The sequence below is a fragment of the Chromobacterium sp. IRSSSOUMB001 genome (genome assembly GCF_023507765.1).
GTDB lineage: Bacteria > Pseudomonadota > Gammaproteobacteria > Burkholderiales > Chromobacteriaceae > Chromobacterium > Chromobacterium haemolyticum.
This window is the reverse complement of record NZ_JALCYU010000007.1, coordinates 230,220-242,102: the sequence shown is the minus strand read 5'-3', so window position 1 is coordinate 242,102 and position 11,883 is coordinate 230,220. Positions and strand designations below refer to the sequence as shown.

Genomic DNA, 11,883 nt, shown 5'->3' with positions numbered 1-11,883 from the left:
ACATGGCGACTACAGGTTTGGGCATTTCTAGCGGCGACAGCGTTGCGCAGACGAGAGGAATTACCCAGCAGGATTTCCTGCGGATTCTTTCCACGCAGCTGACATTCCAGGATCCGCTGAAGCCTATCGACAATCAGCAGTTCATGGCGCAGATGGCGCAGTTCTCTTCGTTGGAGCAGACGAGGATGTCCAATGAAAAACTGGACACCTTGCTGGCCCAGCAGGCGGCCAATCAGTCGCTGGGCTTGATCGGCAAGACGGTGGAGGTGGTGACGGCTGGCGGCAATGTGCCGGGCCAGGTCACCACTATTTCATTTGCCGGCGGGCAGCCCATGTTGACGGTGAAGTCCGCCAGCGGCGAACTGATGACCGGCGTGTCGCTGACCCAAGTGGCGCTGGTGCGCGGGAGCGCGACATGATTGATACCATGTTTGTAGGTTTGAGTGGCCTGCGCACCTTCCAGAAAGGCTTGTCCAATATCGGCAACAACGTTGCCAATCTGAACACGCCCGGCTTCAAGCGTACTTCCCTGCAATTCACCGACATGATGTACCAGTACGACATGCAAGGGGGCAACGGCGGCCAGCACGGCGTGGGCGTGAAGATTGGCTCAACGGTGACGGACTTTTCCTCCGGGGAGTTGCAAGCGTCGGCCAATCCTTTGGATGTCTCGGTGGACGGCGCCGGTTTCCTGGTTTCCAAGAATGGAAATCAGATCAACTACAGCCGGGTGGGGCAGTTCGAACTGGATCTGGATGGCGCGCTGACCTCGCGGCAAGACAAGTCGCGAATCCAGATGCTGGGGCCCAACAAGGAGTTGCAGGATTTCACCATCGGCGCGCTGCGCAGCCAGGCGGCCAAGACGACTACCACGATCAAGTTCGCCGACAATCTGTCCACCGGTGCCACTAACAGCAGCGTCGAAACCACTGTGTTCGACAAGGACGGCGTGGCGAGGCAGTTGAAGATCAGTTTCACCAGCACCGGTTCCGCTACGCCTCGCAGCTGGAAGGTGGAGGTTCAGGACAAGGTGGCGTTGAGCACTTTGGGAAGTGGAGAAATTCGTTTTGATCCGGATGGCTCGCCGTCCTTTGGCTACAACCAGATGTCGATCCGCCTGGGCACGCCCAGCAGCGGCGGCAGCGTTGTGAAACTGTTCTTTGGCGAGCCGGGCTCCATCTCGGATACCACCAGTCTGTCCGGCGGCACCTCTTCCACCATACGCGTGGCCAGCCAGGATGGTTATGCGTCGGGCGCACTGACCAAGCTGAGCTTCGATCAGGACGGCAAGGCGCAGATCAGCTACTCCAACGGACAAACCACGGTCGCCGGCAGACTGGCGCTGGCCTGGTTCGCCCAGCCGGATCAACAACTGGAGCGCATCGGTTCCGGCTACTATCGCGCGCTTCCGGGACACGCGCCTGAATACGGCGCGGCGGGCAGCGGTGTTTTCGGAAAGGTCGCGGCAGGCAAGGTGGAGCTGTCCAATGTGGAGCTGTCCGCCGAGTTCAGCGACATGATGATCACACAGCGCGGCTATCAGGCGGCGTCGCAGCTGATTTCCGCCGCCAATGAAATGATGCAGCAAGCCTTGCAGATGAAGGGCGGGCGATGAGCGTTGCCCTGCCGTACCGCTTGTACGCCGGCGCGGAGTTGGCCCAAATCGAATCGCGGATGCGCGAGCGCTGCGCGCATTGGCTGCAAGACTGGTCCATTGCAGAAGGCGAGGCCCAGGTAGAGCTTCACCCCGTTGCCTTGTCGGATCTGGCCGGCCTGGAGTGGCTGGATGGCGGCGAAGCGCTGCCGGCGATGGCGAACGACGCGGACGCGGATGGTTTTTTCTCGGCGATATGTCTTGGCGTGAAAAAAAGCCGCGCGGCGCTGGAAGCCTCGGACGTTGCCGGCCCAGTGCTGGACGCCGCCCGTCTGGCCCTGGGGCGTCAGTTGACCGTCGCCAGCGGTAATTGCCGCTACCAAGCCAAAGCAGGGCGCGCAGCGGAGCTGTCGCCCTTGTATTCCGTGGTTGGCGCGCTGTGTCTGCGATTGCGCGTGGCGGGCCAGGCATTGTCGCTGCTGTTGTCGCCGGAGCAGGCTGCGGCCTTGTTGCCGGCCAAGGCCGCGCCGGCGGCGCTTGAGGCGTTGAGGCTGAGGGATTTGTCGTTGGAGCAGCAGGTTGAGCTGGAGGTGCGCGCCGCGCCGGCCCGCCTTTCCTTGGCGGATCTGGATTCGTTGCGGCCGGGAGATGTGCTTCGGCTGGACCAGAAAGTGGATGGGGTATTTGAGCTTTGCCTGCCCGATGGCATGGTCTTGGGACAGGCGAAGTACGGTCTGGATCAGGGGCGTTTGGCGGTGAAAGTCGCCCGACAGGCGCGACCAATCAATAAAGAGTGAGACATGAGCAAGGAAGTTGAAATTTTCAATCCAGCCCCTTTGGACGCCAAGGTGGATGCGGCGGCGGCGGGTTTGCTGGGCGGTCGTCTTGAATTGCTGAAAGACGTGGAGGTCAGGTTGGACACTCGGATTGGGCGCTGTCGGCTGAGCATCGCCGCCTTGGACGCCTTGAAGGAGGGAGAGGTCTTGGCCCTGGACAAGGCGCCGGGAGACCCGGTGGAGATATTGTTGGGTGGCCAGGTGGTGGCACGCGGCGCCTTGGTGGTGGCGGGGGACCATCTTGGCGTCCGCATCGAACAGGTGGCGAGTCTTTCCGCGTGAGCAAGATGATGGGAATGAAATACGCGCTTGCTCTGATGTTGTGCGTCCACAGCATCAGCGTTGCGGCCGGCGATTGCGCGGCCGGGGCTTCGGCCCCCGGCTGCGCGGTTTCGGCATCCGAGCCGGCGCGGGCGCGATTGCAGTTTCGGAGTGATCCCCCGGCGGCAAGCGGCGGCCTGCTCGGTCCTTATGAAATGCTAGGCGGCTTGGCCCTGATCGGCGCTGCGGCGTGCTGGTGGCGATTGCGCCACCAGCGCTTTGGCCAGGCTGGACTGGGCTCGGAGGACCTGCGCGTAGTGGGCAAGTGCCGCTTGTCCGCCAGATCAACGGTGTATGTGGTTCAGCATCGTGATCGTGAAATTATGCTGGCGGAAAGCGAGCATGGCATCACCGTGGTCAGGGATGAGCTTAAAGCATGAAAAAAATGCAGCAGTTGGTTTGGGCGCTCGCCTGGTTGCCTCTGATGGCCGACGCTAAAACGCAAATGGTGGATGTGGCGCTGAATGGCGCGGGTGTCAGTCAGGCGGTGAACATCGTGCTGGCGCTGACGCTGGTGGCTTTGCTGCCCGGCATGATGGTGGCGATGACGTCGTTTACTCGAATTGTGATCGTGCTGTCCATGTTGCGGCACGCAATGGGCATGCAGGAGACCCCGCCCAATGTGGTACTGATCATGTTGGCGGCCTTCCTGACCTTGCTATCCATGGGGCCCACCTTCGAGAAGTTGGATCAGCAGGTGATGACGCCCTTGTACCAGCAACGCTTGCCGGCTTCGACCGCTCTGCGGCAGGGAGGCGTCATCATGAAGGAGTACATGATAGGCCGGACCCGCGAGCAGGATATGAGCTTTGTGCTGAGCAGCGCAGGCAAGGACATGCCGGACAATGCAGAGTCCATCAGCCTGGTGCATGTGGTGCCGGCTTTTTTGTTGAGCGAACTCAGGCTGGCTTTCCAGATTGGTTTCGTGATTTTCCTGCCTTTCCTTCTGGTGGACATCATCGTCTCCAGCGTTTTGATGGCGATGGGGATGATGATGGTGCCTCCGGTTTCCATCGCGTTGCCGATCAAGGTGCTGATGTTTGTATTGATCGATGGCTGGACGCTGGTGGCCAGGGCGGTGCTGTCCGGCGGCACCTGATCCGCGATGTCCGCCCTGAGTTCGCCCTTGGATGGAGACGCGCGCGATTTGTCGCAAGCCGCCGACACGGCCTCATCCGAAGCTCGAGCCGCTTTGGTGGAGGCCCACCAGCCCTTGGTGCGCATCCTGGCTGCCCGGATCTATGCGCGGAGAGTGGGAGACAGTTTCGAATTTCACGATGTGTTCCATTGGGGAATGATAGGGCTGTTGGAGGCGATTGATCATTATCGCTCCGAATGCGGCGTGGCATTCAAGACCTATGCCGAATACCGGATTCGGGGAGCGATCTTGGATCAACTGGCGCGGACCTCGGAAGTGGCGAGCCAGGCATCGGCCCGTCGCAAGGCTTTGCAGGAGCGAGTGGAGGCGATTGAGCCGGATACGGCGGAACCATTCAACATCTTGCGGGAATTGTCGGTGGGGTTGGCCATTGGCTTCATGTTGGAGGATAGCGGGATGTACCTGGCCGAGCCGGAGCCGCTGTCAGAGGATACTGCCTACCGTTCCTTGGAACTGAAGGAAACCAGGCGGGACCTGTTGGACAGCCTGGCCGGGGTGCCGGATAAAGCGCAAAAAGTGCTGCGCCTGCACTATCTGAATGGGGTGCCTTTTTCCGAGATCGCTCAGTTGCTGGGTTTGAGCAAAGGGCGGATTTCGCAATTGCACAAAGAGGGCTTGGCTTTGTTGCGCGCTGGCTTGACCTCGAAGAAAGAGGGGGTGGGCTAAGTGAATATGCCCCACGCGCCTAAACTTTTCCGTCGCCGCCGGGATAAGACTGTTACAGGGTGCGATGCCGAACCGTAGAAACAAGCCGATGGTGTTGTTTGCTTAAGAGGGGCGCCATCCAATTGAAAGATCGATTATGCCTTGTTGTGCCAGAATAGTACTGTTGTTTGCGGCCTTGTCCGCGCTGGGCGGCTGCGTAGCGCCCAAACCGTTGATTGCCGGCCCGACCAGCGCGGACCCCATGCCAGTTCCCATGGCCCAGACCACCCCTGGCAGCCTATATCAGGCTGGTCGTTATCGGTCCTATTTTCGCGATGATGTGCCGTCCCGCGTGGGCGACAGCCTGACCGTGGTGATTCAGGAACGAGCCAGTTCCAGCCTGTCCGAGGAGGCCAGAGGCAGCCGGGACACCCGGCTTGGCAACGAGGCGGGGGTGGAAATGGACGCTCCCGTCGTCAACCGGATGTTTGGCTGGTCCCCGGGGAAGAAGTCCTTGTCTGGCCAATTGAGCGCGTCCGGCAACGAGAAGATGGATGGCCGGGGCAGCCGCAACAATAGCAGCAGCTTTACCAGTTCCATTTCAGTCACCGTGGTGGGGGTTTTGGCGAACGGGTATTTGCGGGTGAGCGGAGAGAAGCAGGTCCAGATCAATGAAGGCAGCGAGCAAATCAGGCTGTCCGGAACGGTGAACCCTCGCGATATCCAGCCTGGCAACTTGGTGTCCTCCACCAAGGTTACGGATGTTAGATTGGAGCAGCAGACCGCCGGCAATCAGAGCTTGTTTGCCAAGCCCGGCTGGCTGACTCGTTTTTTCATGAGCGTGCTGCCGTTCTGATGCGGCGACTTGTTGAAATGGAGTGGTAATGGATTACGCGGTATTGGATCAGGAAGAGCTTTTCCAGTTGGCTGTGCAGGCGATGGAAAGCCAGCAACATGCGGAAGCGGTGGCACTGTTGAAACAAGGCGTGAGAAACGATGGCGAAGATGCCCGCCTACGTTACTTGCTGGGCGCGGAATATGCGCAGATTGGCTTGTTTGACCGCGCAGTGCTTGAAATGGAACAGGCGGTGGCTTTGCAGCCGGGCTTGGTGATGGCGGGGTTCCAGCTGGGTTTGCTGCATTTGACCCAGGGGCAGCCGGATCGGGCCGAGCAAGCCTGGCTGGGACTGGAGGCTCTGGCTGCGGATCACCCGCTGCAGTTGTTCCGTCAGGGCTTGCTGCATCTGATTCGGGATGAGTTCGCCGCCTGCCGGGAGTACTTGACGCGAGGTATCGCAGCCAACCAAGCCGCGCCGATGCTGAACGAGGACATGACGCGTATTTTGGGGCAGATTGACGTTCAGGAGAATGCTGTACCGGTGGCAGAGAGGGAGCCGGCCGTAGGCGGTTCTGCGGGAAACTTACTGCTTCGAGGCTATGCCGCCAGTGGAGATGACAAGCTACATTGACGCAGATGTTTTGCTGGAATTGAACCGATGGAGCCGATAGACAAAGCCGGTATTTTGCAGCGCTTGTTGGCTAGGAACCGCTCGGTCGAGGGCCACAAGGCGGCAGCCCCGAAATCCGCGCCGACTACCAGTGCGGTCAAGGCGTCCGGTGGCGCCGATGTGCGTCGACAGATTGCCAAACAATTACGCGCCATCGATCCGACTTGGCCGGATGCGGAGTCTCGCGCACTGGAAGTGCATGTGCGCGCTTTGCTGGCGGAAGAGTTTGGCGCTGGCGCGGCAACAGATCCAGCTTTTGGCGGCTTGGTGGCGGATGTGGCGGCGGCGATTCGTCAGCACGCTCAATATGAAACGCTGGCCGCGTACTTGCGACAGCAATTGCAACAATCCCATAAGCAAGCATGATGACCGAACTCAATCAGCGATTAAGCCAACTAAAAGCTTATCTAACGGCCGATCCGGCCAACCCTCATTTGCTGCTCGAACTGGCTGACCTCCATTTGCAGGCAGGCAGCCAGGATGAATATGAAGCAACGCTGCAGCGATTGTTCGCGGCGGCTCCGGGACATTTTGGCGGGCGCTCTTTGCAGGGCGTTGGCTTGATGCAGCAGGGGCGGCTGGATGAAGCCGCGGCGGCGTTCCAAGCCTTGCGGGACGATGGCTGGGAGGAACCAGCCTTATTCTACAATTTGGCCTATGTCTTGATGCTGCAAGGGCGTTATGAAGAGGCGGAGCCCCAAGCCGCAATAGCGGCCAAGAGATTGGAACTGTTGCCACAAGCCGGACCGCTACATGTTCGGGCCCTGCACTTTTTAGGGCGGCTGGAGGAGGCGGTTTTAGCGGCGGAATCGGCTTTGCAGCAGTATCCGGGGCACCTGGTCTGGTATGGCCTGTTGGCGACGCTGTATCTGGATCAAGAGAATCTGGCTGCTGCTGAGAGGGTGGCGCGTCAGGTGTTGGAGCTTTCGCCTTCCGATCCGGATGCGGCTACGGTGCTGGGTATGTTGGCTTTAAGCAAGCAGGACTTGTCGGTTGCGCGCCCCTTGCTGCGGCAGGCGTGTGTCAGCAAACCGAATTCAGGCCGTGCGCAGATGGGCTTGGGGTTGATTTCCATGTTGGATGGGCAATTGGATGAGGCCGAGTCCCGTGTTGTTCTGGCGCTGCGTGCCATGCCAGGACATATTGGCAGTTGGCATGTGCTGGCTTGGTGTCGAATCTTGAGTCATCGCCCCTTAGAAGCCAAGGAGGCTTTACAGGAGGCGCTACGGCTGGATCGGAATTTTGCCGATACTCATGGTGGCCTCGCCATCGTCGAGATTATGGAAGGGCGCCTGCAAGAAGCGCAGCAGTCCGTCAGGCGGGCGCTGGGACTCAATGCCGGCAGTTTTCCCGCTCAATACGCCCAGAGTTTGTTATTGCAGTCGGCGGGCCAGGCCGAGCAAGCCAGGGCTATTCATGATCGATTGTTAAATAGCGAGGTGTTGCCGGATGGCACCAAGTTGAATGAGGCGCTGGCTAGAGCAATGGCCTTATCGTCGTTTTAAGTGTGGTGCCGGCTCGTGCCGGCTATTTTGAATTGTGGTGGGTGGGTTTTGTCGTTTTCAGGAGCGAGAGGGAGAGATGCATTTGAAGCATCTCTATATGCTGACTGACAGAGTGTCAGGGTAAAGGAGTTGGGGCCTGAGGACTGCGATGGGTGCTGGAGCGCACTGCCTCGCTACGTTTGGCGGTACGGGCCACGGTCTTGGGCGATAGTGAGGCCAATCGTTTCTATCAGTGTCATGGTTCTGTCTTGAGGAGCCAGAAGCTGTTCGATAACTATTAATTAGGCGGGGAAGGTCGGTCTCTTTGAAGATTCGCTATCTTATCGGCGGTAAGGGCGCTTCAGAACCTGTCCAAAGTCTCGCGAGCTAGGGCGAGACAAGGTGAAAATGGCTGAGAAAGCGGAATGTACACGTGGTGCATGAGCAATTTGAAGGCGTTTTCAACGCTGTATCTCCGACGCGCAGCAGACATTGGCTAGGTTCTCTGGGTGTGCGTGCTCAAAAGGGCTGTCACTGTAGCGATTCAACTTCTGGTTTCTCCAGAGTCTTCTTGTCTGGTTAGGGCGGATGGGGCCGTGATGAAGTAGCGCCGCCAGAAAGCCTCGCGGCAGGCGTTGTTGAAGCTGATGTGGCCGGGCTGGATGGTGTCGCCGGTGTCGCCGGACGGCTGGCGGACGACTTCGTAACGAATCCAGCACTCGGCGCAGGCGGCCTCGGCCGGGTAGTCGTCCTGTTCCGTCGTCCGCTGGATTACCGCGCCGTCGTCGAAAACATAGGTGGACTGCTCCGCAACGACGGTATAGCCCTGATCCGTCCAGCTGTCCCGGCTTGAGCCGTCCAGGCGCGCGCGGCGCGGGGAAGGGGCGTCCAGGATGGCGTTGACGTAGTTGACCAGATGATTCATGCGCGTACTGCTTGGAAAGGGGCGGAAGGTTGTAATGGTAGGCGCAAACGGGGCGGGGGTGAAGCGGAAGGACAAAACAAAAAAGCCCTGATGGCTCAGGGCTTCAATGTCTGGTTCTGGCGGAGAGGGAGGGATTCGAACCCTCGGTACGCTCGCACGTACGCCTGATTTCGAGTCAGGTACATTCGACCACTCTGCCACCTCTCCGACTCAGAGTGGGGCATTTTATTGGGCAAGGGATTGCCTGTCAATAGCCTTGTCGCGGCTAGCCATAAAAAACGCCGCCCGGAGGGCGGCGCATGGCGTGGAGCTGGTTTTGCTTAGTGCTTTTTCAGCTCGCCTTCCCACTTGGCCACCACCGCGGTGGCGATGGAATTGCCCACCACATTGGTGGCGGAGCGGCCCATGTCCAGGAAGTGGTCGATGCCCAGCAACAGCAGCAGGCCGGCTTCCGGTATGTTGAATTGGGCCAGGGTGGCGGCGATCACCACCAGTGAGGCGCGCGGCACGCCGGCCATGCCCTTGGAGGTGAGCATCAGAATCAGCAGCATGGAGATTTCCTGCGCCAGCGTCAGATCGATGCCGTAAGCCTGGGCAATGAAGATGACGGCGAAGGTGCAGTACATCATCGAGCCGTCCAGGTTGAAGGAGTAGCCCATCGGCAGCACGAAGCTGGCGATCTTGTTGGAGCAGCCGAAGCGCTCCAGTTGTTCCAGGGTCTTGGGGTAGGCGGCTTCGGAACTGGCGGTGGTGAAGGAGAGCAGCAGCGGCTCGCGCATCATGCCCATCAGCTTCAGCACGCGCGGGCCGATGAACATCGCGCCGGCCAGGATCAGCAGGCCCCACAGGATGCCGATGGACAGGTAGAACTCCGCCATGAACTTGCCGTAGGTGGCGAGGATGCTCAGGCCTTCCTTGGCCACGGTGGCGGCGATGGCGCCGAACACGGCCAACGGCGCGAACAGCATCACGTAGCTGGTCACTTTCAGCATCACGTGAGCCACCACGTCAATGGTGTCGATCAGCAGCTTGGCGCGGTCGCCCAAAGCCGCCATCGCGCAGCCGAAGAACACCGAGAACACCACGATCTGCAGAATCTCGTTGGTGGCCATCGCTTCAAACACGCTCTTGGGGATGGCGTGGGTGACGAAGTCCTTCACCGACAGCGCGCCGGCCTGGATGCCGCTGGTGGCGTGGGTATCCGGCAGAGGCAGGTTGAGCGCCACGCCCGGCTTGAGCAGGTTGACCATGATCAGGCCCAGTGTCAGGGACATCAAGGACGCGCTGATGAACCAGAGCATGGTCTTGCCGCCGATGCGGCCCACGGTCTTGGCGTCGCCCATTTTGGCGATGCCCACGATCAGGGTGGACACCACCAAGGGCGCGATGATCATCTTGATCAGGCGCAGGAAGATGTCGGTCAGGATGGAGATATTGCTTGCGAAGGCTTTGATGTCGGCTTCGCTAGCGGCATTCTCGCGATAGAGATAGCCGGTAATGATGCCCAGCACCAGGCCGATCAGGATCAGCCCTGTGAGTTTTTTCGACTGCATTGAGAAGTTCCTACCTGTATTTGAGAGCGTTTTGATAACAACACGGCAAGTTCGCAATGAAACAATGCCGGCGCCGGTCCGGTGGAGGGAGCAGCCGCTTCGTGTGTGTCAAGGTTGCCGATGTAGTGGCCTGCCTACGTTATTGTTGTTTGATTTTATTGGCGTTGCTGCCAGTTGTAGGACAGTTGTTGACCTATTTAGGGGTGGGATTATAGTGAATTAGCGAACGCTTGTCTTTGTTGTATTTCGAGTCTTGAATTTCGTGGCTGAGTATGTGTTGCGGAAACGAATGATAATGAGCTTGCCATCGGGATGGGGCCGCCCCCGGCGCCTTGCGGCGGCGGCCTGATGCGTCAGTGGTGGATGTCCAGCGTGACATCGCCGCGCTCTTCGGCCACGGTTTCCAGAATTTCCAGAATGGTGGTGTAAAGGTCTACGCCCAGCGCCTTGCGCGCCTCCTCCGTTTCGCGCCATACGATCTCGAACGGACCCGCCACGTCTTTGGCCAGGCTGTCGTACAGCGCGTCCAGATTACGGCCGAAATGCGCCGGCAAAAGCAGTTGCCGGCTTAGTTCGTCAAACAACTGGTCCAGACTTTTGATGTGGTGCAGTTCGCAAACTTTTACTGGCATGGTGGCACCTCGATGAAGCGGTTGTAGTGGTCCACGGTGACGAAACGCTGGCCGGAACCGGAGAACACGATGCGGTAAGCACCGCGCTTGCCCCCTTTATAGTTCAAGTCGGCTTCCTGCCATTGCCCTTTGGGCAGGCGTTTTTCGTAATTGCCGAAGCGGTCGCCGCCTATCGATTTGCCATTGAGGCCGGGCACGCTCCACAGGCTGCGGCCGGGTTGCCAGCCGGCGTTTTTCGCTTGGCGTTTATTGATGAATTGCGGAGGCAGCTGGCCGTTCTTGCCCAGTTGACTTAGCACCGCGCTCAGTTCGTTCTGGTTCAGCCGGTTGCCGGCTTGCTGATTGACTTGGGCCGCTACTAGCGAGCATTGGGGCAAGGCCCAGGCAGCGGGGGTGGCTATCAGACAGGCCAGCGCCAGCAGGCGCGATAGACGTGGAATCATTGAGCTTGCTCCAGGGGCAGGGATTCAACCGGATAGTCGGCGCCGATCAGCAGCGGTAGGATGCGACGCATGCCGGCGTTGTCGGCGTCGGTGGTGATGAAGCGGTAGGCCGGAGCGGCGGCGGGCGCGGTGTCCGGCAGCAGCGAGGCCACGCGCCGGGCAATGGCTTCGGCCGGATCGTACAAAGCGATGCCGTCGCCGGTGAGTTCGCGGATCAGCGGCTCCAAAAACGGGTAATGGGTGCAGCCCAGCGCGATGTGGTCGATGTTTTCGCCAAGTAGCGGCCGCACTACGTCCGCCACCAGTTCGCGCGTGCGCGGGCTGTCCAGTTCGCCGGCCTCCACCTGTTCCACCCAGCCCGCGCCCACGCGGCGCAGCACTTCAACGTGGCCTGCGTGGGTGTCCAGCAGTTTGCGCACCCGCTCGCTTTGCAGCGTGGCCTGAGTGGCCAGCACTGCGATGCGGCCGGTGCGGCTCATGGCCGCCGCCGGCTTGATCGCCGGTTCTATGCCCACCAGCGGGATGGAGAGTTCGCGGCGCATGGCGGTGATGCCGGCGGTGGTGGCGGTGTTGCAGGCCACCACCAGCAGGGTGGCGCCTTGTTCTTGCAGGTAGCGGCCCATCCTGACACTGCGCTCGGCGATGTCGCTGTGGCTGCGTTGGCCGTAGGGGCAGTAGGCCTGGTCGGCCAGATAGGTGATGCCCCAGCCGGGCAGCGCGGCGCGCACGGCCTTCCATACCGAAAGGCCGCCGAGGCCGGAGTCGAACATCGCGATCATGATG

The 11,883-nt window shown here is 60.1% G+C and carries 16 protein-coding genes and 1 tRNA gene; 11 read left to right on the top strand and 6 right to left on the bottom strand.

The annotated features are described in order from the left end of the window. Positions 1-2: 2 nt before the first annotated feature. From MOV80_RS11970 to MOV80_RS11920, 11 genes are all read left to right on the top strand, one after another. Positions 3-419, top strand: a complete 417-nt coding sequence (locus MOV80_RS11970; protein WP_107731662.1) for a flagellar hook capping FlgD N-terminal domain-containing protein — start codon at positions 3-5, stop codon at positions 417-419. Then, complete coding sequence (locus MOV80_RS11965; RefSeq protein ID WP_107731663.1) at positions 416-1,615, top strand: flagellar hook-basal body complex protein; 1,200 nt, start codon at positions 416-418, stop codon at positions 1,613-1,615. The genes MOV80_RS11970 and MOV80_RS11965 overlap by 4 nt, the downstream gene beginning before the upstream one ends. Next, the gene (locus MOV80_RS11960; RefSeq protein WP_107731664.1) at positions 1,612-2,391 is read left to right on the top strand and encodes a FliM/FliN family flagellar motor C-terminal domain-containing protein; all 780 of its coding nucleotides are present in this window, start codon (positions 1,612-1,614) and stop codon (positions 2,389-2,391) included. Before MOV80_RS11965 ends, MOV80_RS11960 begins: the two co-directional genes overlap by 4 nt. Positions 2,392-2,394: 3 nt before the next feature. Beyond that, entirely contained in the window at positions 2,395-2,712 is a 318-nt protein-coding gene (locus MOV80_RS11955) for a FliM/FliN family flagellar motor switch protein (protein ID WP_107731665.1), read from the top strand. A 5-nt stretch (positions 2,713-2,717) separates the two neighbouring features. Further along, on the top strand, positions 2,718-3,131 hold the full coding sequence (locus tag MOV80_RS11950; RefSeq protein ID WP_249605134.1) for a flagellar biosynthetic protein FliO: 414 nt from the start codon (positions 2,718-2,720) through the stop codon (positions 3,129-3,131). Next, entirely contained in the window at positions 3,128-3,850 is a 723-nt protein-coding gene (gene fliP, locus MOV80_RS11945) for a flagellar type III secretion system pore protein FliP (protein WP_219909553.1), read from the top strand. Before MOV80_RS11950 ends, fliP begins: the two co-directional genes overlap by 4 nt. Before the next feature lie 6 nt (positions 3,851-3,856). Then, positions 3,857-4,576 (top strand): sigma-70 family RNA polymerase sigma factor, encoded by a 720-nt coding sequence (locus tag MOV80_RS11940; RefSeq protein WP_249605126.1) that lies wholly within the window; start codon positions 3,857-3,859, stop codon positions 4,574-4,576. Between the two features lie 163 nt (positions 4,577-4,739). Then, positions 4,740-5,411, top strand: a complete 672-nt coding sequence (locus MOV80_RS11935) for a flagellar basal body L-ring protein FlgH (RefSeq protein WP_249605125.1) — start codon at positions 4,740-4,742, stop codon at positions 5,409-5,411. Positions 5,412-5,439: 28 nt separating this feature from the next. Next, the gene (locus MOV80_RS11930) at positions 5,440-6,024 is read left to right on the top strand and encodes a tetratricopeptide repeat protein (protein WP_107731668.1); all 585 of its coding nucleotides are present in this window, start codon (positions 5,440-5,442) and stop codon (positions 6,022-6,024) included. Between the two features lie 27 nt (positions 6,025-6,051). Then, a complete protein-coding gene (locus MOV80_RS11925) occupies positions 6,052-6,429 on the top strand; it encodes a hypothetical protein (RefSeq protein WP_019101851.1) in 378 nt (125 codons plus the stop codon). After that, the gene (locus MOV80_RS11920) at positions 6,426-7,568 is read left to right on the top strand and encodes a tetratricopeptide repeat protein (protein ID WP_083860646.1); all 1,143 of its coding nucleotides are present in this window, start codon (positions 6,426-6,428) and stop codon (positions 7,566-7,568) included. The genes MOV80_RS11925 and MOV80_RS11920 overlap by 4 nt, the downstream gene beginning before the upstream one ends. 523 nt (positions 7,569-8,091) lie before the next feature. On the opposite strand, the gene MOV80_RS11915 is transcribed toward MOV80_RS11920, so the two are convergent. The 6 genes from MOV80_RS11915 to murI all read right to left on the bottom strand — a co-directional run bounded on the left by MOV80_RS11915 (position 8,092) and on the right by murI (position 11,879). Next, positions 8,092-8,472, bottom strand: coding sequence for a hypothetical protein (locus MOV80_RS11915; protein ID WP_107731669.1), 381 nt, complete (start codon positions 8,470-8,472; stop codon positions 8,092-8,094). Positions 8,473-8,589: 117 nt separating this feature from the next. Then, positions 8,590-8,679: transfer RNA gene (locus MOV80_RS11910), tRNA-Ser, on the bottom strand. 113 nt (positions 8,680-8,792) lie between these two features. Then, positions 8,793-10,025 carry a cation:dicarboxylase symporter family transporter gene (locus MOV80_RS11905; protein WP_019103577.1) on the bottom strand — a complete coding sequence of 411 codons (1,233 nt, stop codon included), beginning with the start codon at positions 10,023-10,025 and terminating at the stop codon, positions 8,793-8,795. Between the two features lie 353 nt (positions 10,026-10,378). After that, positions 10,379-10,657 carry a barstar family protein gene (locus MOV80_RS11900; RefSeq protein ID WP_019103578.1) on the bottom strand — a complete coding sequence of 93 codons (279 nt, stop codon included), beginning with the start codon at positions 10,655-10,657 and terminating at the stop codon, positions 10,379-10,381. Then, complete coding sequence (locus MOV80_RS11895; protein ID WP_019103579.1) at positions 10,648-11,100, bottom strand: ribonuclease domain-containing protein; 453 nt, start codon at positions 11,098-11,100, stop codon at positions 10,648-10,650. Before MOV80_RS11895 ends, MOV80_RS11900 begins: the two co-directional genes overlap by 10 nt. After that, positions 11,097-11,879, bottom strand: coding sequence for a glutamate racemase (murI, locus tag MOV80_RS11890; RefSeq protein ID WP_043590890.1), 783 nt, complete (start codon positions 11,877-11,879; stop codon positions 11,097-11,099). The genes MOV80_RS11895 and murI overlap by 4 nt, the downstream gene beginning before the upstream one ends. Positions 11,880-11,883: the final 4 nt, after the last annotated feature.

What these genes read in the sequence shown, in the direction of transcription:
- MOV80_RS11965 (WP_107731663.1), top strand. Translation starts at nt 416, where the DNA reads ATGATTGATACCATGTTTGTAGGTTTGAGTGGCCTGCGCACCTTCCAG.
- MOV80_RS11955 (WP_107731665.1), top strand. Translation starts at nt 2,395, where the DNA reads ATGAGCAAGGAAGTTGAAATTTTCAATCCAGCCCCTTTGGACGCCAAG.
- MOV80_RS11900 (WP_019103578.1), bottom strand. Translation starts at nt 10,657, where the DNA reads ATGCCAGTAAAAGTTTGCGAACTGCACCACATCAAAAGTCTGGACCAG.
- fliP (WP_219909553.1), top strand. Translation starts at nt 3,128, where the DNA reads ATGAAAAAAATGCAGCAGTTGGTTTGGGCGCTCGCCTGGTTGCCTCTG.
- MOV80_RS11970 (WP_107731662.1), top strand. Translation starts at nt 3, where the DNA reads ATGGCGACTACAGGTTTGGGCATTTCTAGCGGCGACAGCGTTGCGCAG.
- MOV80_RS11960 (WP_107731664.1), top strand. Translation starts at nt 1,612, where the DNA reads ATGAGCGTTGCCCTGCCGTACCGCTTGTACGCCGGCGCGGAGTTGGCC.
- MOV80_RS11930 (WP_107731668.1), top strand. Translation starts at nt 5,440, where the DNA reads ATGGATTACGCGGTATTGGATCAGGAAGAGCTTTTCCAGTTGGCTGTG.
- MOV80_RS11950 (WP_249605134.1), top strand. Translation starts at nt 2,718, where the DNA reads ATGATGGGAATGAAATACGCGCTTGCTCTGATGTTGTGCGTCCACAGC.
- MOV80_RS11920 (WP_083860646.1), top strand. Translation starts at nt 6,426, where the DNA reads ATGATGACCGAACTCAATCAGCGATTAAGCCAACTAAAAGCTTATCTA.
- MOV80_RS11940 (WP_249605126.1), top strand. Translation starts at nt 3,857, where the DNA reads ATGTCCGCCCTGAGTTCGCCCTTGGATGGAGACGCGCGCGATTTGTCG.
- murI (WP_043590890.1), bottom strand. Translation starts at nt 11,879, where the DNA reads ATGATCGCGATGTTCGACTCCGGCCTCGGCGGCCTTTCGGTATGGAAG.
- MOV80_RS11905 (WP_019103577.1), bottom strand. Translation starts at nt 10,025, where the DNA reads ATGCAGTCGAAAAAACTCACAGGGCTGATCCTGATCGGCCTGGTGCTG.
- MOV80_RS11915 (WP_107731669.1), bottom strand. Translation starts at nt 8,472, where the DNA reads ATGAATCATCTGGTCAACTACGTCAACGCCATCCTGGACGCCCCTTCC.
- MOV80_RS11895 (WP_019103579.1), bottom strand. Translation starts at nt 11,100, where the DNA reads ATGATTCCACGTCTATCGCGCCTGCTGGCGCTGGCCTGTCTGATAGCC.
- MOV80_RS11925 (WP_019101851.1), top strand. Translation starts at nt 6,052, where the DNA reads ATGGAGCCGATAGACAAAGCCGGTATTTTGCAGCGCTTGTTGGCTAGG.